At 56.2% G+C, this 26513-nt stretch carries 34 protein-coding genes, 1 other RNA gene and 1 pseudogene; 17 read left to right on the top strand and 19 right to left on the bottom strand.

All coding sequences use genetic code 11. The features are described from left to right. Nucleotides 1–3: 3 nt before the first annotated feature. Nucleotides 4–234 (bottom strand): redoxin NrdH, encoded by a 231-nt coding sequence (locus tag ACP3TA_RS25045; RefSeq protein WP_033644148.1) that lies wholly within the window; start codon nucleotides 232–234, stop codon nucleotides 4–6. Nucleotides 235–506: 272 nt separating this feature from the next. Next, a complete protein-coding gene (locus ACP3TA_RS25040) occupies nucleotides 507–938 on the bottom strand; it encodes a carboxymuconolactone decarboxylase family protein (RefSeq protein ID WP_033651609.1) in 432 nt (143 codons plus the stop codon). Nucleotides 939–1033: 95 nt separating this feature from the next. Here ACP3TA_RS25040 and ACP3TA_RS25035 point away from each other — a divergent pair, with 95 nt between their 5' ends. Continuing rightward, nucleotides 1034–2467 carry a PLP-dependent aminotransferase family protein gene (locus ACP3TA_RS25035; RefSeq protein WP_101453837.1) on the top strand — a complete coding sequence of 478 codons (1434 nt, stop codon included), beginning with the start codon at nucleotides 1034–1036 and terminating at the stop codon, nucleotides 2465–2467. A 61-nt stretch (nucleotides 2468–2528) separates the two neighbouring features. On the opposite strand, the gene ACP3TA_RS25030 is transcribed toward ACP3TA_RS25035, so the two are convergent. Next, entirely contained in the window at nucleotides 2529–2837 is a 309-nt protein-coding gene (locus ACP3TA_RS25030) for a DUF883 family protein (RefSeq protein WP_004928950.1), read from the bottom strand. Nucleotides 2838–3066: 229 nt separating this feature from the next. Between ACP3TA_RS25030 and asr the strand changes: the two genes are divergently transcribed. Continuing rightward, nucleotides 3067–3417 (top strand): acid resistance repetitive basic protein Asr, encoded by a 351-nt coding sequence (asr, locus tag ACP3TA_RS25025; protein WP_004928953.1) that lies wholly within the window; start codon nucleotides 3067–3069, stop codon nucleotides 3415–3417. 196 nt (nucleotides 3418–3613) lie between these two features. Here asr and ACP3TA_RS25020 read toward each other — a convergent pair whose 3' ends face one another. Continuing rightward, complete coding sequence (locus ACP3TA_RS25020) at nucleotides 3614–3994, bottom strand: DUF4440 domain-containing protein (protein WP_004928958.1); 381 nt, start codon at nucleotides 3992–3994, stop codon at nucleotides 3614–3616. Beyond that, on the bottom strand, nucleotides 3991–5373 hold the full coding sequence (locus tag ACP3TA_RS25015) for an MFS transporter (RefSeq protein ID WP_046687699.1): 1383 nt from the start codon (nucleotides 5371–5373) through the stop codon (nucleotides 3991–3993). The genes ACP3TA_RS25020 and ACP3TA_RS25015 overlap by 4 nt, the downstream gene beginning before the upstream one ends. A gap of 105 nt (nucleotides 5374–5478) precedes the next feature. On the opposite strand from ACP3TA_RS25015, the gene ACP3TA_RS25010 reads away from it, so the two are divergent. The 3 genes from ACP3TA_RS25010 to ACP3TA_RS25000 all read left to right on the top strand — a co-directional run bounded on the left by ACP3TA_RS25010 (nucleotide 5479) and on the right by ACP3TA_RS25000 (nucleotide 8087). Continuing rightward, nucleotides 5479–6375 (top strand): LysR substrate-binding domain-containing protein, encoded by an 897-nt coding sequence (locus ACP3TA_RS25010; RefSeq protein WP_426784476.1) that lies wholly within the window; start codon nucleotides 5479–5481, stop codon nucleotides 6373–6375. A gap of 98 nt (nucleotides 6376–6473) precedes the next feature. Next, nucleotides 6474–7646, top strand: a complete 1173-nt coding sequence (locus ACP3TA_RS25005) for an MFS transporter (protein WP_426784475.1) — start codon at nucleotides 6474–6476, stop codon at nucleotides 7644–7646. 102 nt (nucleotides 7647–7748) lie between these two features. After that, nucleotides 7749–8087 (top strand): DUF2002 family protein, encoded by a 339-nt coding sequence (locus ACP3TA_RS25000; protein ID WP_033644143.1) that lies wholly within the window; start codon nucleotides 7749–7751, stop codon nucleotides 8085–8087. A gap of 25 nt (nucleotides 8088–8112) precedes the next feature. Here ACP3TA_RS25000 and ACP3TA_RS24995 read toward each other — a convergent pair whose 3' ends face one another. Then, nucleotides 8113–8559: a DUF1198 family protein gene (locus ACP3TA_RS24995; protein ID WP_033644142.1), complete on the bottom strand. Its 447-nt coding sequence runs from the start codon at nucleotides 8557–8559 to the stop codon at nucleotides 8113–8115. Nucleotides 8560–8626: 67 nt separating this feature from the next. Next, entirely contained in the window at nucleotides 8627–8962 is a 336-nt protein-coding gene (locus ACP3TA_RS24990) for an MbeD/MobD family mobilization/exclusion protein (protein WP_033644141.1), read from the bottom strand. A gap of 184 nt (nucleotides 8963–9146) precedes the next feature. Here ACP3TA_RS24990 and smrA point away from each other — a divergent pair, with 184 nt between their 5' ends. Next, a complete protein-coding gene (gene smrA / locus ACP3TA_RS24985) occupies nucleotides 9147–9719 on the top strand; it encodes a DNA endonuclease SmrA (RefSeq protein ID WP_195880650.1) in 573 nt (190 codons plus the stop codon). Nucleotides 9720–9769: 50 nt separating this feature from the next. On the opposite strand, the gene ACP3TA_RS24980 is transcribed toward smrA, so the two are convergent. Further along, nucleotides 9770–10183 carry a DoxX family protein gene (locus tag ACP3TA_RS24980; protein WP_016929826.1) on the bottom strand — a complete coding sequence of 138 codons (414 nt, stop codon included), beginning with the start codon at nucleotides 10181–10183 and terminating at the stop codon, nucleotides 9770–9772. 192 nt (nucleotides 10184–10375) lie between these two features. On the opposite strand from ACP3TA_RS24980, the gene ACP3TA_RS24975 reads away from it, so the two are divergent. Further along, nucleotides 10376–10606 carry a (4Fe-4S)-binding protein gene (locus tag ACP3TA_RS24975; RefSeq protein WP_025303975.1) on the top strand — a complete coding sequence of 77 codons (231 nt, stop codon included), beginning with the start codon at nucleotides 10376–10378 and terminating at the stop codon, nucleotides 10604–10606. A 1-nt stretch (nucleotide 10607) separates the two neighbouring features. After that, nucleotides 10608–10886: a GNAT family N-acetyltransferase gene (locus ACP3TA_RS24970; RefSeq protein ID WP_025303974.1), complete on the top strand. Its 279-nt coding sequence runs from the start codon at nucleotides 10608–10610 to the stop codon at nucleotides 10884–10886. Between the two features lie 32 nt (nucleotides 10887–10918). Here ACP3TA_RS24970 and ACP3TA_RS24965 read toward each other — a convergent pair whose 3' ends face one another. Then, nucleotides 10919–11101 (bottom strand): YodC family protein, encoded by a 183-nt coding sequence (locus tag ACP3TA_RS24965; protein ID WP_025303973.1) that lies wholly within the window; start codon nucleotides 11099–11101, stop codon nucleotides 10919–10921. A 120-nt stretch (nucleotides 11102–11221) separates the two neighbouring features. On the opposite strand from ACP3TA_RS24965, the gene ACP3TA_RS24960 reads away from it, so the two are divergent. Then, nucleotides 11222–11737, top strand: coding sequence for a DUF1543 domain-containing protein (locus ACP3TA_RS24960; RefSeq protein WP_195880649.1), 516 nt, complete (start codon nucleotides 11222–11224; stop codon nucleotides 11735–11737). Here ACP3TA_RS24960 and ACP3TA_RS24955 read toward each other — a convergent pair. Then, complete coding sequence (locus tag ACP3TA_RS24955; protein ID WP_195880648.1) at nucleotides 11732–12658, bottom strand: LysR substrate-binding domain-containing protein; 927 nt, start codon at nucleotides 12656–12658, stop codon at nucleotides 11732–11734. The two genes, ACP3TA_RS24960 and ACP3TA_RS24955, sit on opposite strands and share 6 nt — an antisense overlap. A gap of 85 nt (nucleotides 12659–12743) precedes the next feature. On the opposite strand from ACP3TA_RS24955, the gene ACP3TA_RS24950 reads away from it, so the two are divergent. Continuing rightward, the gene (locus ACP3TA_RS24950; RefSeq protein ID WP_033651602.1) at nucleotides 12744–13244 is read left to right on the top strand and encodes a GNAT family N-acetyltransferase; all 501 of its coding nucleotides are present in this window, start codon (nucleotides 12744–12746) and stop codon (nucleotides 13242–13244) included. A gap of 59 nt (nucleotides 13245–13303) precedes the next feature. Here the strand turns inward: ACP3TA_RS24950 and ACP3TA_RS24945 are convergent, their stop codons facing one another. Then, entirely contained in the window at nucleotides 13304–14038 is a 735-nt protein-coding gene (locus ACP3TA_RS24945) for a class I SAM-dependent methyltransferase (protein ID WP_046687694.1), read from the bottom strand. A 100-nt stretch (nucleotides 14039–14138) separates the two neighbouring features. Here ACP3TA_RS24945 and ACP3TA_RS24940 point away from each other — a divergent pair, with 100 nt between their 5' ends. From ACP3TA_RS24940 to ACP3TA_RS24925, 4 genes are all read left to right on the top strand, one after another. Then, nucleotides 14139–14591: a GNAT family N-acetyltransferase gene (locus tag ACP3TA_RS24940; RefSeq protein ID WP_197809846.1), complete on the top strand. Its 453-nt coding sequence runs from the start codon at nucleotides 14139–14141 to the stop codon at nucleotides 14589–14591. A 112-nt stretch (nucleotides 14592–14703) separates the two neighbouring features. Then, on the top strand, nucleotides 14704–15120 hold the full coding sequence (locus ACP3TA_RS24935; protein ID WP_426784474.1) for a DUF2946 domain-containing protein: 417 nt from the start codon (nucleotides 14704–14706) through the stop codon (nucleotides 15118–15120). Between the two features lie 71 nt (nucleotides 15121–15191). Next, nucleotides 15192–16853: a DUF2534 family protein gene (locus tag ACP3TA_RS24930; protein WP_426784473.1), complete on the top strand. Its 1662-nt coding sequence runs from the start codon at nucleotides 15192–15194 to the stop codon at nucleotides 16851–16853. A gap of 101 nt (nucleotides 16854–16954) precedes the next feature. Beyond that, nucleotides 16955–17302: a DUF6404 family protein gene (locus ACP3TA_RS24925; protein ID WP_206196247.1), complete on the top strand. Its 348-nt coding sequence runs from the start codon at nucleotides 16955–16957 to the stop codon at nucleotides 17300–17302. A gap of 835 nt (nucleotides 17303–18137) precedes the next feature. Here ACP3TA_RS24925 and ACP3TA_RS24920 read toward each other — a convergent pair. The 3 genes from ACP3TA_RS24920 to ACP3TA_RS24910 form a co-directional block, all read right to left on the bottom strand. Next, the gene (locus tag ACP3TA_RS24920; RefSeq protein ID WP_206196248.1) at nucleotides 18138–18476 is read right to left on the bottom strand and encodes a hypothetical protein; all 339 of its coding nucleotides are present in this window, start codon (nucleotides 18474–18476) and stop codon (nucleotides 18138–18140) included. Nucleotides 18477–18805: 329 nt separating this feature from the next. Next, complete coding sequence (locus ACP3TA_RS24915) at nucleotides 18806–18991, bottom strand: helix-turn-helix domain-containing protein (RefSeq protein ID WP_206196249.1); 186 nt, start codon at nucleotides 18989–18991, stop codon at nucleotides 18806–18808. Beyond that, nucleotides 18988–20165, bottom strand: a protein-coding gene (locus ACP3TA_RS24910; protein WP_206196250.1) for an IS3 family transposase whose coding sequence is annotated in 2 segments (ribosomal slippage) — nucleotides 18988–19907 and nucleotides 19907–20165 — 1179 coding nt in all. Because the reading frame shifts where the segments join, the coding sequence is not laid out codon by codon here. Before ACP3TA_RS24910 ends, ACP3TA_RS24915 begins: the two co-directional genes overlap by 4 nt. Before the next feature lie 457 nt (nucleotides 20166–20622). Between ACP3TA_RS24910 and ACP3TA_RS24905 the strand changes: the two genes are divergently transcribed. Beyond that, the gene (locus tag ACP3TA_RS24905) at nucleotides 20623–21741 is read left to right on the top strand and encodes a DUF2971 domain-containing protein (protein ID WP_206196251.1); all 1119 of its coding nucleotides are present in this window, start codon (nucleotides 20623–20625) and stop codon (nucleotides 21739–21741) included. A 210-nt stretch (nucleotides 21742–21951) separates the two neighbouring features. On the opposite strand, the gene ACP3TA_RS24900 is transcribed toward ACP3TA_RS24905, so the two are convergent. From ACP3TA_RS24900 to smpB, 4 genes and pseudogenes are all read right to left on the bottom strand, one after another. Beyond that, complete coding sequence (locus tag ACP3TA_RS24900) at nucleotides 21952–22599, bottom strand: hypothetical protein (RefSeq protein WP_206196252.1); 648 nt, start codon at nucleotides 22597–22599, stop codon at nucleotides 21952–21954. Nucleotides 22600–22824: 225 nt separating this feature from the next. Further along, a pseudogene (locus tag ACP3TA_RS24895) lies at nucleotides 22825–24005 on the bottom strand (integrase domain-containing protein). A gap of 192 nt (nucleotides 24006–24197) precedes the next feature. Then, nucleotides 24198–24561, bottom strand: a transfer-messenger RNA (tmRNA) gene (ssrA, locus tag ACP3TA_RS24890). Between the two features lie 49 nt (nucleotides 24562–24610). After that, nucleotides 24611–25093, bottom strand: a complete 483-nt coding sequence (smpB, locus tag ACP3TA_RS24885; protein ID WP_016929804.1) for an SsrA-binding protein SmpB — start codon at nucleotides 25091–25093, stop codon at nucleotides 24611–24613. Between the two features lie 161 nt (nucleotides 25094–25254). On the opposite strand from smpB, the gene ACP3TA_RS24880 reads away from it, so the two are divergent. Together ACP3TA_RS24880 and ACP3TA_RS24875 are read left to right on the top strand one after the other, a co-directional pair. Then, complete coding sequence (locus tag ACP3TA_RS24880) at nucleotides 25255–25689, top strand: type II toxin-antitoxin system RatA family toxin (protein ID WP_004929096.1); 435 nt, start codon at nucleotides 25255–25257, stop codon at nucleotides 25687–25689. Then, entirely contained in the window at nucleotides 25682–25966 is a 285-nt protein-coding gene (locus tag ACP3TA_RS24875) for an RnfH family protein (RefSeq protein ID WP_004929098.1), read from the top strand. Before ACP3TA_RS24880 ends, ACP3TA_RS24875 begins: the two co-directional genes overlap by 8 nt. Before the next feature lie 117 nt (nucleotides 25967–26083). Here ACP3TA_RS24875 and bamE read toward each other — a convergent pair whose 3' ends face one another. Continuing rightward, complete coding sequence (bamE, locus tag ACP3TA_RS24870; protein ID WP_004929101.1) at nucleotides 26084–26422, bottom strand: outer membrane protein assembly factor BamE; 339 nt, start codon at nucleotides 26420–26422, stop codon at nucleotides 26084–26086. Between the last annotated feature and the right edge of the window lie 91 nt (nucleotides 26423–26513).

The raw sequence follows: 26513 nt of genomic DNA, 5'->3' as shown, positions 1-26513 counted from the left end.
GCCTCAGCAGGTGAGCGCCAGCGCGCCGATTTTGTCCGGCCGGAAACCGGCCCAGTGATCGTCACCGGCGATAATCACCGGAACTTGCTGATAACCTAAGGATTTAACGTGGTCCAGCGCCTGCGGATCTTGAGTGAGGTCGATCACCTGATAATCAATCCCCTGTTTATCAAATGCGCGATAGGTGGCGTTGCACTGGACACAGTCCGGCTTACTGTAAATAATAATGCTCATGATTCGCATTTACCTTTAAGCTGAGGGAAAGGCGGACAAGTCAGAGAACGGAGCATTGTTCCTGGCGTTTCTGACGGCGTTATCAGCCGAACAACATTCCCTGCGGCTGATAGATAAAATACTATATGTTGATATTTGTTTTATCAACCACGCTATATATGGTGTTTTGTCGGGTTTTGCGCGCAGGCCGCGCCGGGGCTGGAAAAGGCGAGGGGAAAAATTTTTGCGGGTGTGAAATTCCCCCTCAGAGTCAAGAGGGGGAGGCGAGCGCATTACTGACGCATGCTGACGGCCAGCCGGTTGAAGGCGTTCATGATGCTGATGGCGAAGGTCAGATCGGCGATCTCGGTATCGCTGAAGTGCGCCTTCAGCGCCTCGAAAGCGCTGTCCGGCGCGCCGGTGGCGGCGATCAGCGTAACCGACTCGGCCCACTCCAGCGCCGTGCGTTCACGTTCGCTGAATTCATGGCTGACGCGCCAGCCCGCCAACGTATCCAGCTTGGCATGGCTGAAGCCGCTTTCGCGCAGCGCTTTGCCGTGCATGTCCAGGCAGTAGGCGCAGCCGTTGATCTGCGAAACGCGCATAAACATCAACTCGATGGTCGCTTTGTCCAGGGCGCCTTTCTCCAGCGCCATCAGCGCGCTCACCATATTTTTGTACGGGGCGGGCGCCAGCTCGGCATAGTTCAAACGTTGCTTAATCATGGTCAACCTCAATCGATAGTAACGAAATCATGGCGCTACTTTAGCGGCCTTATGGTCTATGCTATAGGGCCATAAAATGATTATTTAACCGGGCCATGATGCCGCCGTTCCTGACTTCATTGCGGCTGGACAGCCGGCTCGCCGAGCCACTGTACCGGCAGATTTACCAGCGGATTAAAGACGCCATCGCCCAGGGCAGCCTGGCGGCAGGCAGCCGGTTGCCCTCAGTGCGCGGGTTGGCGAGCGATTTGGGCGTGGCGCGCGCCACGGTGGAAAGCGCCTACGCGCAACTTATTGCAGAAGGTTTCTTGCAGAGCCGGGGGCAGGCGGGCACCTATGTCTCGCCGCAGTTGCCGCACATGCCGCCGGGCGCGATGCCCGCTGCGCCGCCGCTGGCGACGATAGCGCCCGATCCGCTGCAGCCGCAGGGCATGCTGCAGCCTTTCCAACTGGGCGTGCCGGCGCTGGATGCGTTTCCTCGGGCGCTGTGGCAGCGCATTGTCGCCCGCCAGCTGCGCGGTTCCACAGTGGCTTCCCTGGCGCTGCCGCCAGTCAGCGGCCTGCCTGAACTGCGTGAGGCGATCGCCCATTATCTGCATTTGTCGCGTGGCATCAGCTGCCGGCCGGAGCAAATTTTCCTCTGTGCCGGTTATCCGGCGTTGTTGGATTGGGTGACGGAGACGCTGTTACATGCCGGCGACGCGGTATGGATCGAAGATCCCGGCTATCCGGTCACGCGTCCGCTGCTGCAGGCCGCCGGCGTCAGGCCGGTCGCCGTGCCGGTGGATGAACAGGGCATGGATGTGGCCGCGGGTATGCTGACGGCGCCTGAGGCGCGGCTGGCGGTGGTGACGCCAACCCATCAAAGCCCGCTCGGCGTCTCGCTCAGCCTGGCGCGGCGGATGGCGCTGCTCGACTGGGCGCAGCAGCGCAGGGCCTGGATCCTCGAGGATGACTACGACAGCGAGTTTCGCTATCACGGGCGGCCATTGCCGCCGCTGAAAAGCCTCGATGTTCAGGGACGGGTGTTGTACGCCGGCACCTTCAGCAAAACGCTGTTCCCGGCGCTGCGCATGGCTTATTTAGTGGTGCCCGTCGGCCTGACGGAGGCCTTTGCGCGCAGCAGCCGGCTGCGTGGCTGCGGTTGCCCGCCGCTGCTGCAGGCCGGCGTGGCGGATTTTATCCGGCAAGGGCATTTCTACCGCCACCTGAAACGCATGCGGCCGTTGTACCGCCAGCGGCGCGAGTGGCTGACGCAGGCGTTGGAACGGCAACTGGGGGCGTGGCTGACAGTGGTGCCGCAGCAAGGCGGCATTCAGCTGTTGGCGCGGCTGCGCGACGGCTTGGCGGATGCGCCACTAGCGGCGCAAGCCTGGCAGCAGGGGTTGGCGGTGCAGGCGTTGTCGGACTGGCGAATCGACCATCCGGCGGGGCAGGGGTTACTGCTGGGGTTCGCCAATTTCAGCCGGCGAGAGGAGGCGGAGCGGGCGGTACAGGGGCTGGCACAGCTGTTTAAACACGCAAATTAAACGGCCCGCGATTTCCGCGGGCCAGACGCACATCTGTTTTATCTTTATGACTGCAGGGGTGTTAACGCCGGGCTAGCAGCACGCCGAGCACGATGCCGACGGCGGCACCGATCCCTACGCCCTGCCAAGGTTTGTCACGCACATAGCTGTCGGCTTGATCGACCGCGTCGCGCGCATGTTGTGTCAGACTGGTGGAGCCGTTGAATCGCGCTCGCGCGTCGCGCAGCACGCCTTTTGCCTTGCTGTGCAGCTCTTTCAGTTCCTCTTTGGTCTTGTCACCGGACTCGCGCAACACTTCATCCAGCGTATCGGCCAACAGAGTCACATCCTGATCGATATCGCGTTCTGTTCTTTCCGCTTTCTTAAACATTCAGCTCTCCATTTCGACACATGTCTTTTAAGTGTAGACCATGCCGAGATTTGTGTGGCCGATCACGGAAAAAAACCGCCGTCACGCAGGTGTTTGCCGGCACCTGGGCTTTGTACATTTGGTTACTCGGCGAAACCAATCACTCACGGAAACGGCCGTTTGATTCCACTAGTATCTGTTTCAACGGCTCCACCGGAGCTTACCGAAACAACACTCTGAGGATTTAAAGATGAAAAAAGTATTAGCGCTGATCGTTGCTGCCACTATGGGTCTGTCTTCTGTTGCTTTCGCTGCTGATACTGCAGCTACTGCTCCGGCTACCACCACCGCGCCAGCTGCGACCACCACTACCGCTGCGCCAGCGGCTGCTGCTGAAAAAGCGCCAGCTAAAGCAACGCACCACAAGAAAGCCAAGCACCACAAAAAAGCGCCAGCCCAGAAAGCTCAGGCCGCTAAAAAGCACCACAAAAAAGCGCCAGCTCAGAAAGCCCAGGCTGCTAAAAAACACCACAAAAAAGCGCCAGTGCAGAAAGCTCAGGCCGCTAAAAAACACCACAAAAAAGCCGGTAAAAAAGCTTAATTAAGTGATGTTTGCGGAACCGACAAGGTTCCGCACTCTACAGCCCGTATTCCAGACACCCGGTCTTTCCGGGTGTCTTCTTTTGAGGCTACTCACGATGATCCATCGCTATCTGTTTGAAGTCATTTTCAGCGCGGTAACCCTGTGCGGGGTGATCGTCGGTTGGGAACTGTTTCTGGCCGGCAGCTTCCTGTAATTATTGCGCCGCGGCGGTTTCGTGCAAATGCCGCCAGCCGAGCGCGTCGGGCAGGCGTTCAAACACCACAGTGGAGTAGCGCAGCGTGGCGCTTTGCCCCGGCAGGCTCTGTTTTTCCCGGTAGCTGACTACCGCGCCAGTCGGCCATTCGGCCACCAGCTTCATCTCTTCTATCTCGATTTCCAGTCCCGGTTTGGCGGCGCGATGCGCGCGGAAAAAAGCGCACAGCGCGGTGAAATCCAGCGGGGCGCCGTTCAGCGCGATCATGCTGAAATCCGGCGTAAAGCGCGCCAGCAGCGCTTGCTCCTCTCCGGCGCCTTTGCCCAGCCAGCGTTCAATGGCGATGTGGGCGTCGATCACTTCGGTAAAATACGGGTTCATAAAGCATCCTGTTGAGCATTGAGTTGGCGCACGATGGCGCGGTTGGCGAGGCGCAGACACAGCAACAGCGGGATAAGTGCGCTGGCGCCCGCCAGAATGAAGCAGGTTCGGTAAGCCGCCGCGGGCGGCAACACGGTCAGCAGCAGATTCAGCAGCAGGCTGAGCAGCGCCACGCCGAGGCAAAAACTGAGCTGGCGGTTGATATTCCACAGTGCGCTGGCGTCCGCCAATTGGCCGTCGGGGATCTGCAGAAACGCGCTGCTCTGCGCGGTGCTGCTGCACAGACTGCCGCCGAACCCCATCAGGGCGAAGGCGGCGATCTGCAACGCGTGCTGCCCGGCCTGATCGATCTGCGCCAGCGTCAGCATGCCGGCGCCTTGCAATAGGCAGCCGGCGATCAGCAGCGGCCGCGGGCCGAGGCGATTAAAGCTTTTGCCGGTCAACGTGATGGCCAGGAACGACGCCAGCGCCCAGGGCAGCATCAGGCCGCCGACCTGCGCGGCGGGCATCCCCAGCTGGTTTTGCAAATACAGCATCGCCACCAGGCTGACGCCGATGAACAGGCCGGGAATGCACAAATAAACCGCCATGGCGTTGCGCAGCAGCGGATCGCCGACCAGCCGCAGGTTCAGCAGCGGCTGCGGGGTGCGCAGGCTATGGCGCAGATAATAGGCCAGCACCAGCAGCCCGGCGGCCAGCAGCGCCGCGCCGGAAACCTGATGACCGGCTTCGCTCAGCCGGGTCAGGCCGAGCAGCAGCAGCGTCAGCGCCGCGCAGGCGCTCAGTAATCCTGTCGCGTCGAGCGGTTTGCACGCCGCCGTCGGCGTTTCCGCACGTAGCCACAGCGCCGCCAGCGCCAGGGCCAGGGCCGCCAGCGGCAGGTTGGCGAAAAACACCCAGCGCCAGTCCAGGCTATCGACGAGCCAGCCGCCCAGCGCCGGTGACAGCGCCGGCGCCAGCAGCCCCACCAACATGATGGCGGCCGACAGCCCGGCGCGTTCATGGCTGCGGTACAGCTGATAGGTCAGCGTCTGGCCGATGGGGATCAGCAAACCGCCGCCCATGCCTTGCAGGGTGCGCCAGCCGATCAGCGCGCCGATGCTGTCGGCGTTGCCCGCGCCGAGGGTGGCCAGCATGAACAGCGCCAGCGAGAGCAGAAACACCCGCCGCCCGCCGATGCGCTGCGCCAGCCAGGCGCTGAGCGGGATCACCAGCGTCAGGCCGAGAATATAGCCGTTGCTGACCCACGCCAGCTGGCTGACCGACGCCCCCATCGCCTGGCCGATGGCGGGGTAGGCGACGTTGGCGATAAACATATTGATCAGATCGACGAAAAAGCCGAGCAGATAGACGATTGCCACTTTGCTGCGATAAGACATGGTGCCTCCGGTTGAAGGCGAGCAGTGTATCGGGGGGAAAAGTGCGGATAAATCGGCGGCGGGCGATTACACTGTCAAAATGATTTTGACAATAAGGGCGGCGAAATGCTGAATTTGCAGCGTCTGGCGATCTTCGCGGCGGTGGTGGAAGCGGGCAGCTTTACCGCGGCGGCGGCGGCGCTGGGGCAAACCAAGGCGGTGGTGAGCTTTAACGTCAAGCAGCTGGAGAATGAGCTGGGGGTGTCACTGCTGGCGCGCAGCACCCGCCGATTGTCGCTGACCGATGCCGGCGAACGCTTCTACCAGCGCAGCCTGCAGCTGTTGCAGGAGGCCGAGAACGTGCTCGACGACGTGCGACGCGATCATCACGGGCTGAGCGGCGTGCTGCGTATCACCAGCACGCCTGAGTATGGCGCGCAGGTCGTGGTGCCGGCGCTGGCGGCGTTTTCGCGGCAGCATCCGCGCCTGCGCATCCAGCATGTGTCTTCCTCTTATCATGCCGATCTGATCTCTGAGCGCTTCGACGTGGCGATCCGCCTGGGCCAGCTGGCGGATTCCAGCCACCGCGCGGCGCTGATCGACAGCTTCGCCATCTTTCCGGTGGCGGCGCCGAATTATCTGGCCGAGCGGCCGATTCATTCGCTGACGGATCTGGCGCAGGCGCAGTGGATCGCCCACAGCCGGCTCAGTTCGCCCCTCAGCTGGCAGGTGGTCACGCCGCAGCGCGAAGCGGTGCTGTTCAAGGTCGCGGATGCGGCGACGCTCACCGGCGACAGCGCCGCCGCATTGCTGGCGTTCGCCCTGCATGGCGCCGGGGTAGCGCTGCTGCCGGCGTGGCTGGCGCAGCCCGACATCGACGCCGGCAGGCTGCAACGGTTGCTGCCGGATCACCGTTTCCCCGAGCAGAGCATCTATGCGCTCTACCCGAACACGCGCCACGTGCCGGAGAAGGTGCGGGCGTTTATCGATTTTCTGCGTGCGCGGGTGGAGGCAAACCGTTAGCGAGATAATAATTCGTTATCACTCTCTCATTTATCATCAAATCTCGTCGGGGTATGCTGGCAATCTCTGTCTACCCCGTCCGATGCGAGCCGCCTTCGATGACCGCAGAAAATAACCTCCAACTGAACCGACGCATTCTGTCCGTGGTGATGTTCACCTTCGTCTGCTACCTGACCATCGGCCTGCCGCTGGCGGTGTTGCCGGGATTTGTGCATGACCACCTGGGCTACAACTCGGTGTTGGCGGGCCTTATCATCAGCGCGCAATACTTCGCCACGCTGTTCAGCCGCCCGCACGCCGGGCGTTACGCCGATCAGCTGGGGCCGAAGAAGGTGGTGCTGTTCGGCCTGGCCTGCTGCGGCGCCAGCGGCCTGTTTTACGCGCTCGCGTTCGGCGTTGACGGTTGGCCATGGCTCAGCCTGCTGCTGCTGTGCGTGGGGCGGGTGTTTCTCGGCGTCGGCGAAAGCTTCGCCAGCACCGGTTCCACGCTGTGGGGCATCGGCCGGGTTGGGGCGATGCACACCGCGCGGGTGATCTCCTGGAACGGCGTCGCCACCTACGGCGCGATGGCGGCCGGCGCGCCGCTCGGCGTGTATCTGAATCAGCAGTGGGGCTTGGCCGGGGTGGCGGCGCTGATCGTGCTGGCGGTCGCAGTGGCGCTGCTGTTGGCGAGCGGCAAGCCGGACGTCTCGATCGCCGCCGGGCAACGCATCGCCTTTCGCGCGGTGTTCGGCCGCATTTGGGCCTATGGTCTCGGGCTGGCGATGGGCACCGTCGGCTTCGGCGTGATCGCCACGTTCATCACCCTTTACTACGCCGACAAAGGCTGGAGCGGCGCGGCGTTTTCGCTGACGCTGTTCAGCTGCGCCTTCGTCGGCATTCGCCTGATCTTCAGCAATGTCATCAACCGCCACGGCGGGTTGAAGGTGACGCTGGCGTCGTTTCTGGTTGAGATCGTCGGGCTGCTGTTGATTTGGCAGGCCGGCGAGCCCTGGATGGTGCAAACCGGCGCATTGCTGGCCGGCGCCGGTTTTTCGCTGGTGTTCCCGGCGCTGGGCGTTGAGGCGGTGAAACAGGTGCCGCCGCAGAATCAGGGCACGGCGCTCGGTACCTATTCGGCGTTCCTCGACCTGGCGTTGGGCATCACCGGCCCGCTGGCCGGGCTGCTGAGCGGGCAGGCGGGCGTGCCGTCGATTTATCTGGCGGCGGCGCTGCTGGTGGCGCTCGGGGTGTTGCTCACTCTGCGCCTGCTGCAGCGCAGCCGGGTCTGATTCAGGAATAGTCCGAAACCCGGATTCCTCCCCAGAAAATCATTGTTTCGGTGAATGATTACGGTAAGGTCGCTCAGCGGTCCAGAATGAGAGGAGGAATCGATGTATTTACGGCCGGATGAAGTGGCTAAAGTGTTGGAGAATACCGGCTTTGAGCGTGATTATGTCACCGATCAGGCCTATGGTTACCGCAAGGGTGCACACTACGTGTATGTGAATCGCGAAGCGCGGATGGGCAGAACCGCGTTGGTGATCCACCCGGCGTTGAAAGAGAAAAGCGTGCATTTCGCCACGCCGACCTCGCCGGTGCGCACCAGCGAGCAATATCTGGAATTTCCCCTGGATTTAAGCAGCGACGCGCCGAATCAGCGTTACGGCATCGCACACGGCTTCAGCTCGCGCGAAGCGCTGTCGCGTTACCTCTACAGCATGTTCCTGTAAACGGTCCCCCGCCAGGGGGACGCTATCAGCCGTGGGCCAACGCTTCGCGGTTGAAACGCTCGTTGTAGGCGCGGCGGAACTGCGCCAGTTCAAACGCATCGATATCCAACTCGGCGAAGTAAAACAGCGCCGCTTCGGTGTGCTCGGCGTGCAGCTCCGGCGACAGCCCGGCGCGCAGCAGCACGTCGCGCCAATGGCCAATCTGCTCGTCGTCCGCCTGTTTGATGAACGTCAGGTAGATGAACAGCAGGTAAGCGGCCTGGTGCATCTCTTCGGTATAGCCGTTGTTCAGCATGCGGATAAAGGTCTGGCTTTGGCGGCCGCCCATTTCCTGGATCATCGATTCGATCAGCATCGGTTTGACCCTCAGCAGATGGGCCAGCGAATCGATGGCTTTACGGGTGTCGGACGTCAAAATGCGGTAACCGATGATGAATACGACGATCAGGGCGGCGAGGATGATCCAGGTCATTTAGGCTTTATTACACTCTCAATACGCCAGAAGAGGGGCGGGAGGCGCTGTGCGACAGCGCCCGCTATCAATGCTGTTCGCCGCTGAAATTACCGACCGCGCTCTGTTGGCGCAGGTGGTGATTGAAGGTGGCCGCGTCTTTGGCCAGCGCGTCCAGATGGGCGCCGAGCATTTTGATCTGCTTGACCAGCGCATGCTGCTCCGGCACCGAACTGGCGGTGCTCAGTTTGCGCGCCAGTTGTTCATTCTGCGCCCGCAGCGCGGCTTCGCGCTGTTTGGCTTCTTCCAGCAGTTGCTGCAGCGCCTGGTAGCTCCGCTGCCATTCGCGGTGTTGCCGTTCGAAGCTGCTCTGCAACTCATTCATCGCATTTTGAAACTGGATTTCCAGCTCGCGCATTGTCATGGGCTCGATCCTTTGCGGCACTCAATGATGGCTTAGCAGTATAGCGAAAACTGCTCGCAAGCTCACCCGTTGACGACAATTGAGACAAATGCCGCTGACAATTCCCGGCTTGCAACCGCGACAAGGCGTCTTACAATCGTCCCCATCCCCGGCCGTAAAGGCTGCCGTTCAAGAGAGGTGGAACATGAGCGAGCAGGAAAAAGACTTTTTTGAACAGGCGATGGCAGACGTGGTGCCGCTGGCGAGCAGGCGGCAGACGCTGTACCTCAAGCCGCAGGAGACGGTGGACAAAAGCGCGCGGCGCGAAGCGCAGCGGCTGCGGCAGGAAAACTTCCTCAGCACCGATTTCCTCGAGGTGATCCCCTGCGATCGGCCGCTGGAGTTCAAAGGGGAAGGCATTCAGCAGGGCGTGCTGGACAAGCTGCGCAATGGGCGTTACCCGCCGCAGGCGTCGCTGAATTTGCTGCGTCAGCCGGTTGAAGCCAGCCGGCAGGCGCTGTTCCGTTTCATTATGCAGGCGGAGGCGCAAAACCTGCGTTCGCTGCTTATCGTGCACGGCCGCGGGCGGCAGAACGAAAGCCATCCGAATATCGTGCGCAGTTACGTCGCCAAATGGCTGGCGCAGTTTGAACAGGTGCAGGCGTTTTGCCGCGCCTTACCGCGCGACGGCGGCGAGGGCGCCTGCTATGTCACGCTGCGTAAATCGGCGCAGGCCAGGGCGGAAAACTTTGAGCGCCACGCCAAGCGCAGCCGGTGAAAGGATAGCCGAAATAAAATGGCCGGCGCATATCGCCGGCCATCGATGAATTATTTATTAAATATTTTATAGTCCAGCGAATAACGGCCGGCGCCGGTTACCGCTAGCAACAGCAAACCACCAATGATGCTGATGTTTTTAAAGAAATTAATTTCGTTGCCCATCATTTCCATACCGGTCATTTTCCAGAACGGATGGCCGATAAACGCGGTGCCCAACACATACAGGGCGAAAATGACCGCGATAGGCCGAGTAAACAGGCCGAGAATAAGCGCGATGCCGAAAATAAATTCCACCACCACGGCAACGATCGCCGCCAAATAAGGCATCGGCGTGCCGTAGCCTTCCATCGCCGTGACGGTCGCACCGAAGTTGACCAGTTTCATCCAGCCGAAAATGATAAACAGAACCATCAGTAGAATGCGGGACAGCAGAATTACGCCGTCTTTTGAGCTATCACCCATTTCGAACTCCTTAGCCACTGTCGGAATTATGTTGTCTTGCTGATTAAAGATTAGAACAATTTACGGTTTTTTCTAGCTGCGGCGGGCGGTTGCGCCACTTTTTTCGGCGGACGAGAGGCGTGGTGAAGCCGGCGGCATTGCCTATACTTGAGCCTGGAGCAAAAACAATAAAACGGGCAATGTGAGGCCATGATGGATGAAGAATTGACCGCCGCCGGTTACCGCCGTTATTCCGGCGACAAGATTGACGTTTATTTTAACAGCGCGATATGCCGCCATTCCGCCAACTGCGTGCGTGGCAACGCGGCTATTTTTACCTTGAATCGCCGCCCGTGGATTATGCCGGACAATGCCGAGCCGGCCGAAGTGAAACGCGTTATCGACACCTGCCCCAGCGGCGCACTGAAATATAGGGAGAAATAATATGGATCATAAAATACTGGCAGACGAGAAGCGTTTTTATATCAATGATGAGCAAGGCAAGCTGATCGCCGAGATCTCTTTCGTGCCGAGCGGCGACAAGCTGACCATTATTGATCACACCTGGGTGGATGAGTCATTGAAGGGGCAGGGCGTCGGCAAAAAGCTGGTGGCGTTGGTGGTGGAGAAAATGCGCGCGGAGCAGCGTAAAATCATTCCACTGTGCCCGTTCGCCAAGCATGAGTTTGATACCACGCCGGCCTATCAGGACATTCGCGCCTGAGGCGATAACGGGGCGCGGCGCGCCCCGGTCATTCAGCAGACGCCGAAATCGCCATCTTCGTGGTACAGCGCCACGTCGCTGGCCTGCACCTCTGTGCGCTGCTCTTTGCCCAGTTCATTCCAGCTGCAAACCAGGGTTTCACCGTCGATCGCCACCACGGTCATCTTTGGGCCGCCGGTGGTGCGTTGAACAAAATCACCGATATTGAATGCCATGCGTTCCTCCACAACAGATTAAACCTCATCTATTGATAACACAGAATGGCGCCGCCGTTGGCAGATGTTTCGTTATGTATTAATTTATACAGCGATTATCACCAGGGAGAGCAGACTAACATGCCGGGATTATTGATGTTTTATGTGGGCGGTACGGCGCCGGGCGCCAATATTGAGTTGCACGACGTGCAGTTTGCGGCGGCGGATCGGCCGGAAGAGGCGTATCCGCTGCTGCGCGAAAAGTGGTTCGGCGATAAGCGCAAGGTGCATGTCGACGGCTATACGCGCATCGACTGGGCGGACGGTTACGACGTGAGCCTGGAGCCTGCGCCGTTTACCGGTGAAGAGAAGCTGTTTTTCGTCAACGTGGGCGGCTACCGCAGCGATGAGCTGGCGGAATTGCACCAGTTCGGCCTGTTTGTGGCTCGCACTGCCGATGAGGCGAAGGACAAAGCCAAACGGGTGCTGCTAACGGACAGCGCGCAGCAGCATAAGGATGACCTGGCCGAGGTGGACGACTGCCTGCTGCTGCACGCGCTGCAGGGCTACCACGTGCATCTGCGGGCCAACCCGCACGGCAAACCGGCCCAGCCGCTGTGGCAGGGGTATCTGCCGATCGGCGAACCCGCGCTATAACGCCGCCAGCGCCTGCAGCTGTTGCCGCAACCAGCGGCAGGCCTCCGGCCGGCCGTTCTTGCGGTGCAGGTAGATTTTGATCTGATACGGCGGCACCGGAAACGGCAGGGGGTGGATATCCAGCGCCGCCGCCTGCCGCAATTTTTGCGCGGCGTAACGCGGCATGCTCATCACCAGTTCGCTGTCGGCGACGATGAACGGCGCGCCCAGCAGCGAAGGCGTGCGGATGGCGATATCGCGCTGCAGCCCCAGTTTGTCGAGCTGGTAGTCAATGACGCCGCGCTGTTCGTTCCACGGCGTCACCACCAGATGGCGCGCCCGCAGGTAGTTTTCCAGCGTCAGTTCGCCGTATTTTGCGCTGAGGGCGGGTGAACAAATCGCCACATACTCATCCTCCAGCCAGTTCACCTCGTCGATCTCCGGGTAGCTTTCGCCGTCGGTTTCGGTAAAGCCCAGCGCGAAGTCGATGCGCCCCGCCAGTAGATCGTTCAGCGCCACCTTGCGCTCGGAATAGCGCAGCTGGAACGACAGCCCAGGCGCCAGGCGCTGCATCTGCGCCATCAGCGCGGGAAACACCGCGAAGGCGGTGTAATCGGTAATGGCGAAGGTGAAGCTCTCCCGGCTTTCGGCGGGAACGAAGCGCGGGCGCGGATGCAGCCCTTTGGCCAGCAGCGCCAGACTTTCGCTGACGGTCGGGGCCAGGCTGTCGGCATACACCGTCGGGTGCATGTCGTTGCCGACCCGGTAGAACAGCTCGTCCGCCAGCGCCTTGCGCAGCCGGATCAGCGCGTGGCTCAGCGCCGACGCGCTGAGGGCCAGCTCCGCCGCGGCGCGCGTCACCGACCGCAGCCGATAGACCGCTTCGAACACCAGCAGCAGGTTGAGATCGAGACGCTTCAAATCCAGATGCATGATATTCATTACCTGTTGATGAAAATGCAGTTCATACAGTATTGGAGGCGCGATATGCTGGCAAGCACAGTCATCAACACACTCAGGATTTGCCATGACCATTGAGATTTACCCGGCGCAAAAAAGCGACGCCAAACTGATTCTGGATATGATTATCGAGCTGGCGGTGTACGAAAAGGCGCGCGAGCAGGTGCGGGCCAGCGTGGAGGACATCGAACGCAGCCTGTTTGGACCGGGCGCCTGTTCCGAAGCGCTGATTTGTACGGTGAACGGCGAGCCGGCGGGTTATGCGGTGTTCTTTATGAGTTACTCCACCTGGCTGGGTAAAAACGGCATCTATCTGGAAGACCTGTACGTGGCGCCAAAGCATCGCGGCGCGGGCGCCGGTAAAACGCTGCTGCGGCACATCGCCCAACTGGCGTGCGAGCGGCAGTGCGGCCGCCTGGAGTGGAGCGTGCTGGACTGGAATCAGCCGGCTATCGATTTCTACCTTAGCATCGGCGCGCAGCCGCAGGGCGAGTGGGTGCGTTATCGCATGGAGGGCGAGGCGCTGACGCACTTCGCGGCGCACGGGGCGGCGCTGCCGGTACAATAGCCGTTGGGGGGAGGCGGCCTCCCCAACTGTGGTGGTGTGAACGGTTTACTGCGGATAAATCAGGCGGGTTTGCGGGCGGCGAGAATGAAGATCATCGGGCGTTCCTGCTCTTCGTCCAGCGCCGGGGTAGCGGCGATTTGCTGCGCGCTGGGGCCCCATTCGTTCAAATGCTGGATGATAAACCCTTGCTGCGCCAGCGGGTTGATATAGCTGCCGAGTGTGCGGTGCTGCTTGATGACGCCTTCCGCCAGCCAGTTGGAGACGCGCCGGCCTTCCCGTTGGTAGCCGTTGACCGGCCAGGATTTCTGCCCGTTGCCGTCGGTCAGCCAGCCCTGCTGCGCCGGGGCGGTGTAGATCGGGTGCTCGGCGGTGAAGATGAACTGCCCGCCGGGTTTCAGCGCGGCGTACACCGTGGCGAACAAGGCGGCCAGATCCTCGAGGTAGTGCAGCGTCAGCGAGCTGTAGACCAGATCGTAACTTTCCGGCGGCAGCTGCAGCTGCGCCAAATCCTGCCGACGGTACTCGATACCCGCGTCGGCGGTCATCTCCCGCGCTTTGGCCAGCATCTTTTCCGAAACGTCCAGCCCCAGCACGCTGGCTGCGCCCTGTTCGCGCGCGCTGCGGCAGAACCAGCCGTAGCCGCAGCCGAGATCGACCACGCTTTTTCCCTGCAAATCCGGCAGGATGCGGCGGATGGCGGGCCATTCCGGCGCGCCGTCCAGGCCGTGCTGCGAGCGGCTGAGCTGCGCATAGCCGTCGAAGAAGGCCTGATTGTCATAGATATTTTGCGTCATGATGACTCCTTGGGGTGAATGACGGCGGCGGAATGCCGCTGCCATACCGTGCATATTGCTGCATAATTCTACGCTGACAACATGAATAACGGGAATGACGATGGACATGATTTCGGTGCGGCAAGCGCCCGAGCTGGCGCCGCGCGCCATTGCGTATTTTCAGCGGCACTGGGCCACGGCAGAGACGCTGATGATGTATGAAGACGCCATCAACCGCAGCCTCGGCGCCGCCAACCCGCTGCCGCAGTGGTACCTGCTGATGGAAAATGACCAGATCCTCGGCTGCGCGGGGCTCATTACCAACGACTTTATCAGCCGTGGGGAATTGTATCCCTGGCTGTGCGCGCTCTACGTAGAAGAGACGCAGCGCGGCAGGGGCTACGGCGCCAAACTGATTGAGCATGTAGCGGCGGAAACCCGCCGGCTGGGCTTCCCGCAGCTGCACCTGTGCACCGAGCTGGAAGGGTACTACGAACGCAGCGGCTTCGTTTATAACGGGCTCGGCTATCATCCCTGGGGCGAAGCCTCGCGGGTCTATTCGCGGGCGCTGTGATCGCCCTCGCCGGGGGCGGGTAAGACAAACCTGACTTTTCTTTCACCTCATCGCGCATCGCGGGTTACACTGGCCGCTTGTTCGCCACCGACCGGGTTAATTCGCCGCCGCGATGAGAGTGCCACGTCAGCTACCGCAACGCTTTACCGCCTGCATCGCCATTATGGCGGTGCTGTTGCTGTTTGTGGCGCCGATGGTGTCGAAATCGCTGACGCACCACCCGATGATGGGCGGCATGACGCAGACGGCAGCCGCCATGCCGCACGACATGCACGCGATGGCGATGCCCGCCGCCGAACATGCCGGCCACCACGGCATGGATCCTGCGGAGATGATTTTCTGCGGCTATTGCGAGCTGCTGATCCACGTGCCGCTACTGCTGTGGGCATTCGTCCCGCTGCTGTGGCTGATGACGCGCATCGCGCGCCTGCCTTGCGCGCCGCGCATCGTTTCTCCGCCCCTTCGGCGCCTTACTCTGCGGCCGAGCCCGCGCGGGCCGCCCGGCCAGCCGTTTTTCCTTATTGCTTGATCATGGGTAACGCCGTTCGTATCGCTGCGGGCGGTTTGCCTGCGCGCACAGTTTGAAAAACGAGAAAGGCCATGTCTTCAATAACCAAAACTCCACCTGCCGCATCGCCGCGTGGCGCGATGCTGAACCTGATCAGACGGCTGCATTTCTATATCGGCCTGCTGGTCGCTCCTTTTATTCTGGTCGCTGCACTGACCGGCACGCTGTATGTGCTGACGCCGCAGCTTGAAGAGGCGCTGTATCGCGATGCGCTTTTCACCGAACCGCACGGGCAGGCGAGATCGCTGGCTGACCAGATCGCCGCCGCCCGCCGTGCGGCGGGTGACGAGGCGCGCATTTACGCCGTGCGTCCGGCTCCCGGCGCAATGGACACCACCCGCGTGCAGTTCGCGAGTGCCGATCTGGGCGCCTCCGAGTCGCGCGCGCTGTTTGTCGATCCTTACACCCTGGCGATCAAGGGCGACATGACGGTGTACGGCACCTCTGGCGTGCTGCCGCTGCGCACCTGGCTGGACAAGCTACACAGCAGCCTGCTGCTCGGCGACCTGGGGCGTAACTACAGCGAGCTGGCGGCCTCCTGGCTGTGGGTGGCCGCGCTGGGCGGCGTGGCGCTGTGGCTGGCGACGCGGCCGAAGCGCAAGCTGAAAAGGGTGAAAGGGGGCTTCGCCGCTAACCGCCATTGGCATATCACGCTGGGCGTGGCGCTGCTGGCCGGGCTGCTGTTCTTCTCGGCCACCGGGCTGACCTGGTCGCAGTGGGCCGGCGGCAACATCGACGCGCTGCGGGCCAACCTGGGCTGGCTGACGCCGCAGGTCAACACCAGCCTGCAGGCCGATGCGCCTCAGACGCCGACCGATCCGCACGCCGAGCACCGCGGGATGATGCCGGGCATGAAGATGGGCCCTGCCGCGCAAAGCAATGCGCTGAACGGTGATTGGGAGCGGGCGCTGCACGCTGCGCGCGCCGCCGGGATCGACGCCGCCAAGGTCGAGCTGCGCCAGCCGAAAGGCGAGGGCAAAGCCTGGACAGTAACCGAAGTGGATCGCAGCTGGCCAACGCAGGTGGACGCGGTTGCCATCGCGCCGCAAAGCTTCGCCGTCGTCGACCAGGTGCGGTTCGACACCTTCCCGCTCATCGCCAAGCTGACCCGCTGGGGCATCGACGCCCACATGGGCATTCTGTTCGGCTTGCCGAATCAGCTACTGCTGGCGGCGTTCGGCCTCGGGCTGTGCCTGGCGATCGTGCTGGGTTACCGCATGTGGTGGAGTCGCCGCCCGGCGGCGGGGGTGCAGCATCCGGTGCAGACCCTGTTTGCCGCCTGGCTGGCGCTTTCCCTGCCTGCCCGCGCCGTCACGCTGCTGGTAGCAGTGGTGCTGGGTTATTGCCTGCCGGTAATGGGCGTGAGCCTCGCGGCGTTGCTGCTGGTGGACGTGTGGCGCTGGCGCGGCCAGCGGCAAGGCCTTCGGGACGAAACGCCTGAAGCGGCCGCCCGCCGCGCCGAGGTGCGCAAGTTCCGCGCGGCGGTGGCGACAGTGGCGGTGGCGGTCGGCTGCGTGATGGGCCGGGCGATCCTCGGTGGCACCGTCGAACAGTTTCAGCTGCCGATCGGTGACTGGAGCGCACAGATGGTGATCATGCAGAGCCTGATGGTGCTGCTGTATACGCTGGTGTTCACCCTGCTGCTTTCCATTCCGCTGTGGTATTTCTTCCTGGGGGAAAAAGAGGGGCGGTGAGGAGCGTCCGGCATGCCTGCGGGCATGCCGGATATTTGGGAATGGGGCTTAAGCGCGTATCATCTCACCAAAGGGTAATCTCCACTGAAAGGAAGCGAACGATGACGTTTGAACAACAAAGGGATAAGGCGATAGCGCTGATGGAGGAAAAGAAGATGTGGCGGAGCAACTATGCGCCGCCAATCTTGCGTCTGCTGTGGCGAATGGACGTGAATATGCCACCGCCGCCGTTTGCGCCTTTCTGGCTGAATATGCTGTTCTTCGGCATTTGGTTTGGCCCGCTGTGGGGCGTGCTGATGTGGTTCATGGTATGGAAAAATCAGGGATATACCGGTGAAGAGGCCCTGACATTAAGCCTCGCCGCCGGCCTGTTGTTTGGCTTTTTTATGTCGCTTTTCCACTACGGGCGGAAAAAGGCGAACAGGCTGCCGGACTGGAACTCGCTTTGACACGTTGGTGACGAACAGACACAAAAAAGCCCGCAACCGAAGTTGTGGGCTTTTTCGCTATTATCGCCGGGTCTATCTGGTTCACTGGCGACGTATTTGGTGGAGCTGGCTGAGAGCAACACCAAATACTAACTGTCTGATTCTTTGAACAATGTAGCGGGAATCAATGTCACAGCAGTATGGCACACTGAGATGTGCTATTGCCAATAGCGGTGTGCAGTCACTTATGTGATGTGAGATATAATGAATTTAACCCCGCTCCCGAAGTTGAATTCATCGTCCAAAATAGGAAGAAACATTCCGCCGTATGCAAGTGCTAGGTGTTAGTCTATTTGGTAGCTTGACTGCGATTTGTTCTTGCTTGATATTTGGTCTGTAACCCTCCACTTGTGAGGGATTTTGCAGATTAAGGAGATTCTGATGATTATGGCTTGTAAGCATTGTGGGCTCCCTTTGAATAAAGGATTACCAAAAGTAAAAGACAATATCGCGTATAAAAGTTGTCCTAAGTGCTCGGTTACTCAGGGTCAGCAGCATGTTTACTTTCCAGCTCCAGATGACTTTGGAACGACAATTGCCCGGGAAACACCTAACAATCCTGAGGGCGTCCAAAGTTACTGCGAAAGTTGCAGGCCGCCGTCCGAAAAGGGAAACCCATCTTGGGTTTTTCAGAATGGCACAACCTGTGATAATTTTGATTAATGCCTGATAAGGTGGTTGCTTACTTGTTGCATTTTCTTAATCGAAATTGTAGCTGATACGCATGAAATATGATGGATGTTTAGACGTGAATTCAACTCCTGAAACGAAGCTGAATTCATTTATAGCTAGGGGACTATTTCCAACTACAAACCTGCCAGTCCCCTTTATCCCATAAGTAGAAACGGACCACTCCGTTTTTTACGTGAGGAAGAATTTTGGCTCTTACCTCCCCGTTACTGAAAGTGAGGATGGCCCCTTCGTTATCTATCTGTTTGGATGTTCTTAGTGCGAAAGTGCCGTAATCTTTGACTGCGAGATAACCGTTATCCCATGTTTTGCTCACATGCATCGTGCCTTTCATAAGATTTGGGCAGTCAAGATCAATCACGTTATATTCAAGAGCAGATGCGCTGGTGTGGCTGGTTGCTGAGAGCAACAATGGTAACGCTAAAGCCCATATTTGAAATTTCATGGCATTGTCCTGTTGGGGAATTTGTTGTCAGAGGATTTTTGTTGCTTTGCATGGAATCCAGCTTCCATTACCATCCCTTAGATAGAATGCAGGTCCTCTATACCGGATTTGTATCTTTGCTTCAGTGTGAGCGTCGGCGAAGACTAATGTTATCTGTTGGTCGGTTTCATTTTCCGTGTGCTCAAATAGCAGCGTTATCACTCCCTCAGCGGTCAGTACGTTATCTTTAATCGTTGCATGAATGCCATTCGCACACCGGAGTCAGACATTGATAGGTGGTGTTGCGAAGGCGTTCACGTTATAGAGCAAGGCCATCAGTAAGCATCCCTTTAGTCGTTGCAATGCTTGTTCTCCAGTAAGTCGGGCCTGTTAGCCCGGACGATGCGATAAATGCTAGTAATGCCAATCCCCAATTGGTGGGATATTTCCGGCTTACTCAGCCCCTTTTCAAGCAGTTCGATAACTTCCAGTGCCTTACTGCGAGCTGTTGCTTTACGGCCTTTTGTAGTGGTCAAGTAATACTGGCCACGGTTTTACAGTAAAAATGATACCTGTTCTCGGACTCTTCCGGCGTCAGCCCTCTGTTATAGTGGTGTAGTCTGACGCTATTGTAGTAGTTCAATATGTAATCATTAATTTGCTGCCGGGCCTCGTCCCTACCTGCGTAACCATCCGTCGGCACCCATTCTGTTTTCAGACTACGGAAGAAGCGTTCCATTGGGCTGTTATCCCAGCAGTTCCCTCGCCGACTGACGCTTTGCTTTATCCTGTAACGCCAGAGAACTTGTTGATATTTAAGGCCGGTATATTGGCTTCCTTGATCACTATGGAACATGACCTCCCGAGGGTGGCCACGCATCTCATAGGCCATCCGCATGGCACTGCTTATCAGTGCGGTATCGGCATTCGCTGACAGACTCCAGCCGATAATTCTGCGGGCAAAAAGATCCATGATAACTGCCAGATAGCACCAGCGATTTCCTGCCCAGATGTACGTAATATCTTCGCACCATACACGGTCTGGTTCCGGCACAGCGAACTGACGCTCGAGTAAATTCGGCAAGCATGTATGTTCCTGACGGGCATTTTTATACTGATGTTTTCCGGGCTGACAACTGCTCAGATTCAGGTATTTCATGAGACGCCCGGCGCGGTAACGACTCATCGGGACGCCGTTCTGAGTTAGCATTTCAGCCAGAGTGCGTGCGCCAGCAGAGCCCAGACTCTGGTTCCATGCTTGGCGTATTTCGCTGCACAACCTGACTCGCGCTGGATTGACAGTATCGCGTCGTTTTCGCCAATATCGGTAACTGCTACGGTGTATTCCCAGAGCGGAGCAAAGGGTAACAACCGTGTGGCTGTCACTCAGTCTGGCAACTATCGTGAACCGTTCAGTGAGTCGGACATCAAGAGCGCAGTAGCCTTTTTTAATATCGTATTCTGTTCCTCCAGGCGGCGAACCTGCTTTTCCAGCTCGCGGATACGTTGCTGCTCTGCAGTAATGGGGGTAGCAGAGTGCGTGATCCCCTGACGCTCTCGCCTGAGCTGGCGTACCCAGCTCTCAAGCGTGGTAGAGCCGACATTCATCGCCTCACTGGCTTGCCGATACGAGTATCCCTTATCAACAATCAGTTGTGCACATTCCAGCCTGAACTCAGGGGTGAAAGTACGCTTAGTTTCCTTGTTCATTAAGTCACCTGTTTCATGTTGAGGTGAGAATATTACCTTTAATCAGGTGGCACAAATTTACTGTGCCACTACAGAGCGACTTTTCATTTAATGCATCAGCGTGCCTCTGAGGCGTTTAAGCATGGCTATTTAAGCCAGGATGAGTAATGGCGTTATCGTGCTCTGACAGGCATCTAAGTGAGCTTTTTCTGATTTGTGAATGGGAGATGGCAGATACGTTCATGCACATTGGGGGCCTGTTACTCATTGAATAACATAGCACGATGTTAGCAACATCCACTTCTGGCACTGAACGGCCTAGATACTGCTAACTGGCTGTTTTGAAAGAGAAGCAGACATTCTGTTGGCTAACGGGTCTTTACATTATGCTTGTCGAAGATATAGGATATTCTTCATATAACAAAACATCATATTCTCAGTAGTTAATTGTGCAGTATAATTAATTTATGGATAAAACATGCATCTGTTTAAATATTACCGCCCAGACTTGTTGTTTTATAAAGCCATTCGGTATAACGAGCTTTATTTTTCTGCTCGAGCACAATTAAATGACCCGAATGATTTGAATATATATTATCGTTTTGATAACGAATTGAACCTTTGGGATGTTCTATTACGTTCATCATGTGATAATTCCTATGAAAATCTAAGTCACATATTAGATTTGAGTAATTTAAAAATACATAAAGAGTTAAACAGAATATTTCATTGGAAAAGAATCAGAGGTGATCTTGACTCACTTGATAAGTTGTTTGATTCTTATGCTGATGATATACGTAAGGCTATATATAATGGTCTATTGCCTCTTGATGAGATTAATAAAAATATCTATGGTAATGAGTCTAACCCTAAACAGTTTCTGGTAATGCTGTGTGAGTTAGGAATTAAAGAGAGGCTATATAGAAAAATAATTCCAGCAGTATTCAGCGTATCTTTTTCCAGTAATGCATTAGATCGCATGATGTGGGCGCATTACGCGGGGGGCTTCAGTGGTTGTGTAGTGATTTATGAAACTAAACAGTTTACTTTCAACAGCTCACAACATCATGGAATAGAGGTGAAAGATAATTTATTTTCACCACGTCGTTTTAAATTCCAAGTAAAACCTATCAAGTATAGCAATCAAACTAAAGTTGTATCACTACTAGATCCGACGGCAAACGCTACAGACTTATTTTTAACTAAAAATAAATTTTGGAGGTATGAGTCTGAATATCGAATGTTTGTTCCTGAGGCGAATGTGGGGATTGAGAATGAACGAAATGCTAAAGAACGTATGAACCGTAATGTTGGTCATATTTTCCATCATGATGCTAGTGCTATTCGAGGCGTTATATTTGGTCCGCGAATGAATAATATTGAGAAGGACGAAATCTGGCAAATTATGAAGTCTAACATGGAATATACCGACTCCAAATTATGTTATTTTTTTGATGCTGAATTATCCCCGTCAGGAAAAATTAAAATTTCAAAAGGACAACAAGCCAAAAAAATTCAGGACCATGAATTGTTCAAAACAGATATGAGTCAAGCTAAATTAAAGGAGGTCCTTAAAGAAATTGGAATTACTAAATGATTCTCTTATTGTTTCTTTATCACTATGAGTGATTCATATGCTTTGGCAGAATTTAGCTCAATTCTGCCAAAGTGAATAACTAACCTATGAGGTTCTGTTTTGGCCTAACTCCGCTGAACAGGCGGTACGTGTAAGACTATTATGAGTGAAAAACGTGCTTCGTAAGTGACCCTGCATTCACAAACGATACATTTTTAATTCGGGTAAAAATCAAAATGGCTGTTGTTTCGATCTCATCATACGTTCAGACTTCCTCAACATTTTGTAGAAAGCCCCCTTTGATTTGATTCGAGCAATGTGTGATTTACTTCTCAGTAAGCTCTCTTTCGGTGTCCATCCGTGATCAGCGTCTATTTTCAACTTATTGCGGACATTCTCAGATAATAGAGCGACGTCTAATCCAAGATCTGCATAAAGCTCACGTCTTAGCAGAATATATTGGTCCATAAACTCCGGGCCAAAATTTGGGTTCTCGGTCACTTCTCGTAATTCTTGTTTTATTTTTAATAATTCAATGTCGATGGATTGCAGATTGTAAATGAGAGTAGGTTCAATATACTTATACTCACCTTTCACTGTACTCATATCGAAAATAGGAGGCTCGACTTGTGTCTTTAAATATTCAGGGGAGTCTGGTTCCTGATAGCTTTCATCGAATCCTCTATCCCATGAAACCTCTGCACATTCACTGACAAATTTATCCAGAAGAAATACAAGTTGAACGCTGATGTAAGTGCGTTCTGCTTTAATTTTTCTCAAGTCAAAAATTATCTCCTTTGTCAAATTAAACAAAAGTGGAAATCCTACAGCGGCAGCACCACCGAGAAATCCCTGCATAGCAGGACTAAGATCGAGCATATGATCACCCATTAAAAATTGAGAATAATTCTATTTTAACTTATACCAAAAAGAATAAAACGTGTTGTTTCTATGAAGTTGACTTTGAAGAAGATAGAGAGAGCCAGCAACTACATTTTAAGGCACCATTGACCTTGTCTATGTCCGCGTCTGGCAAGAGCTGTCTGTCAAATTAGGTATAGCCTTAAGCCGTAAAGTATCAACTGAGATCTAATGCATATATGCCTATTTTTTTGCATATACTTCCGCTCCCCACCAATCCATTAACGACCGTCGCTGCTCAAGGTATGTGGAACGGTTATAGGCTCTTCGAACTTCATTCTTATCACAGTGCGCTAAAGCAGCCTCAATCAAATCAGCATTAAACTCTGCTTCATTCATAGCTGTACTCGCTATGGAGCGTAAACCATGTGCGACTAATTTTCCGCCATAACCTATACGTTTTAACGTAGCATTCGCTGTCTGGCTGTTCATGGCCTTACGCGGGTCGTTGCGGCTTGGGAATACGTACTCACGCTGGCCGCTAATAGGATGCATGATTTCGAGTATCTCTAAAGCTTGGTCTGAGAGTGGAACGACATGATCACGCTTAGCCTTCATGCGTTCCGCCGGAATACGCCATTCACGGTTTTCAATATCGATCTCGGCCCATGCGGTTGCGGAGGCTTCAGCAGGACGAATCAGCGTCAGCAACTGCCATTCAAGCAAGCAGCGGGTTGGGATTGATAAATTGTGCGCATCAGCTTAGGCAGTTCTTCGGGCCGTATGGTCGGCATATGCTGCTTCTTAGGGCGCTCGAACGCATTGCCGATGCCAGAAGCCGGATTAGCATCAATCAAACCGGTGTTGACGGCGTAAATCATGATTTCGTTGATGCGTTGCACCAAACGTCGAACTGTCTCTAATGCACCACGGGCTTTGATAGGTTCCAGCACTTGAATCAGCAAACGTGCTTTAATGTCCTGAACCGGGACATTCTCGATAGATGGCAGTATGTCCTTTTCAAAAGAACGCCAGATGTCTTCAGCATGTTTAGCGCTGACGCTGGCCTGTTTCAATGCGAACCATTGCTTTGCCACGTTCAGGAAAATGCTTTCTTGGGCTACCTGCTTTTGTTCTGCTTCTTCTGCTTCTTTGGCCTGTGGGTCAATGCCTCTTGCCAGTATCGCGAGCTTTTCGGCGCGTATTTGTCGGGCGTCGGCAAGTGACAGGGCAGGGTAGGCACCGAGGCTAACCATAGTCCGTGAACTGGTGCCGGAGCGGAGGTAGCGGAAACGCCACAATTTTTTGCCGGTGGTTTTGACTAACAGGAAAAGGCCGTCACCGTCGTGTAGGGTGAGGTCTTTCTCTAGGGCTTTGGCTTTTTGTACTTCGGTATGTGTGAGGGGGCGTGTAGTCCGCGCCATGTAAGGATTCGTCCATAATTGGTATACGTTCATGGCATACATTTTAACGTATACCTAAACGTATACCAATAAATCCCGGATTTAGCTGGATATTCTCGGACTACTACAGACACAAAAAAGCCCGCAAACCTAGGTGGTATGCGGGCTTTCCGTACTTCTCCGGACTTATCTGGTAATACCCGGATCATCATTTGGTGGAGCTGGGGGGATTTGAACCCCCGTCCGAAATTACTACACCGTCGGCACTACATGCTTAGTCCAATCTTTACATTCGCCGGCCAGCTGCGGATGGACACGCTACTGACAGACTAGCCTGATTGAGTTTAACGCTTCAGCCCCAGGCAGGACATCCACGCGATCTCTTTTGGGTTTGACCTCTCTTGATCCCCGTCCTAAGAGCGGAGGCTAGGGAGAGAGGGCTCTAAGCAGGGTATTAAGCTGCTAAAGCGTAGTTTTCGTCGTTTGCGACTATTTTTTTGCGGCTTTTTACGAGGCCAACCGCCCCTCGGCATGCTCCTAGGGCTTCGCAAATCCCGTCGAATCCAGAATCAGCCCCAAGTAACTTTGTGCAGTATACCAGAAGTTTACCTCGATAAGCCAGCGGCTTAACGATTGGCGTGCTTCATGATACGGGCTTTAGCCGTCTGCCATTCGCGATCTTTGATGTCATCGCGTTTGTCGTGCTCTTTCTTGCCTTTGGCTACGCCGATCTTGATCTTGCTCCAGGCATTTTTCCAATACAGGGACAAGGCCACCACGGTGTAACCGTCGCGGTTGACGCGGCCGAGCAGGGTGTCCAGCTCGCGTCGGTTCAGCAGCAGTTTACGGGTACGCGTCGGATCGCACACCACATGCGACGAAGCCACGTTGAGCGGGGTGATGGTGGCGCCAAACAGGTAGGCTTCACCGTCACGGAACGTCACGTAGCTGTCGCTGAGGTTGGCTTTGCCTGCACGCAGCGATTTAACTTCCCACCCTTGCAGCGACAGGCCCGCCTCGAACTCTTCTTCAATGAAGTATTCGAAACGCGCGCGCTTGTTTTGGGCAATGGTGGCGGAACCGGGTTTGTGTGCTTTTTTCTTTGTCATAGTGCGTTCATTATACTGGATGCTTCAGCGAAAGAAATCCTTTCCCGTTCAGCACCTGCGCAATTTTTCGCATTTTTGGTGCCCTCATCCCTTAGCAGATTTTTTGTTTGCCGCCAGATAAATGGTATTATCTGTACGTTTTATGTCTTACAGGAAATGATATGCCCCAGATCAGTCGGTCTGCATTAGTGCCGTTCAGCGCCGAGCAGATGTATCAGTTGGTTAACGATGTTCATTCTTATCCCGATTTTCTGCCAGGCTGCACCGGCAGCCGGGTGCTTAACGCTACCTCCAACGAGATGACCGCCGCGGTGGACGTCGCCAAGGCCGGTATCAGCAAGACCTTCACCACCCGCAATACGCTGCTGGATAACCAGAGCATCAATATGCAACTGGTCGATGGTCCGTTCCGCAAGCTGATGGGCGGCTGGCAGTTCACGCCGCTGAGCGAAGAGGCCTGCAAGGTGGAGCTGCACCTGGACTTCGAGTTCACCAACAAACTGATTGAGCTGGCGTTCGGCAAGGTGTTCAAAGAGCTGGCGGGCAGCATGGTGCAGGCATTCACCCAGCGGGCGAAAGAGGTCTACAGTGTCTGACATCCAGGTCGAGGTGGTGTACGCCTTGCCGGAGCGGCAGTACCTGCGCAAGGTGAAGCTGGCCGAGGGCAGCAGCGTCGAGCAGGCGATTCAGGCTTCAGGCCTGCTGGAGCTGCGCCAGGATATCGATCTTAAAAGCAACAAAATCGGCATTTACAGCCGCCCGGCCAAGCTGGGCGATACGCTGAACGATGGCGACCGGGTGGAGATTTACCGGCCGCTGATCGCCGATCCGAAAGAGCTGCGCCGGCAACGGGCAGAAAAGGCAAAAAAATAAGGCGCTATAAGCGCCTTATTTTTTATCTGAAACTGATTTTTTCTTCCGCGTTGCAGCCTGCGACTGTCATGAGGAACACCATGCCCCCTCATGGGCCGGAAGAACGGGAAGCGCCGATTACTTGGTCAGCGCCGGTTTGTTCTGGATGTCGGTCAACACGCCTGCGCTGTCGAAGGTCAGCGTCAGCGTCTGCTGGGTGATATCTTCATGGCCAGGCTGCTGGCGGAACACATAGAACCACGTCTGAGTTCCGAACGGGTCTTGCAGCATTGGGGTGCCCAATGTGTAAGCGACCTGTTGTTGGGTCATCCCTTTCTGAATTTTCGCCACGTCGGTCGACGTCAGGTAGTTCCCCTGGTTGATGTCAGGACGATAAACCACCTTTTCAAAAGTAGAACAGCCTGCAGTCAGCATCACAAGAACTACAGCGGCGGCAGTCAGCGTTTTACAGCGCATAGTAATCACATTCCTTTAGGGCATAGGATGCCGATGATAATAGACCTTGCGGCAGTTGGAAACCTTTATACCCTTCATCTTTCACGTTGCG

The sequence above is a fragment of the Serratia sp. 2C06 genome (assembly GCF_050037615.1).
Lineage (GTDB): Bacteria > Pseudomonadota > Gammaproteobacteria > Enterobacterales > Enterobacteriaceae > Serratia > Serratia ureilytica.
The sequence above is the reverse complement of the archived record's forward strand: the minus strand, read 5'-3'. Positions and strand labels throughout refer to the sequence as shown.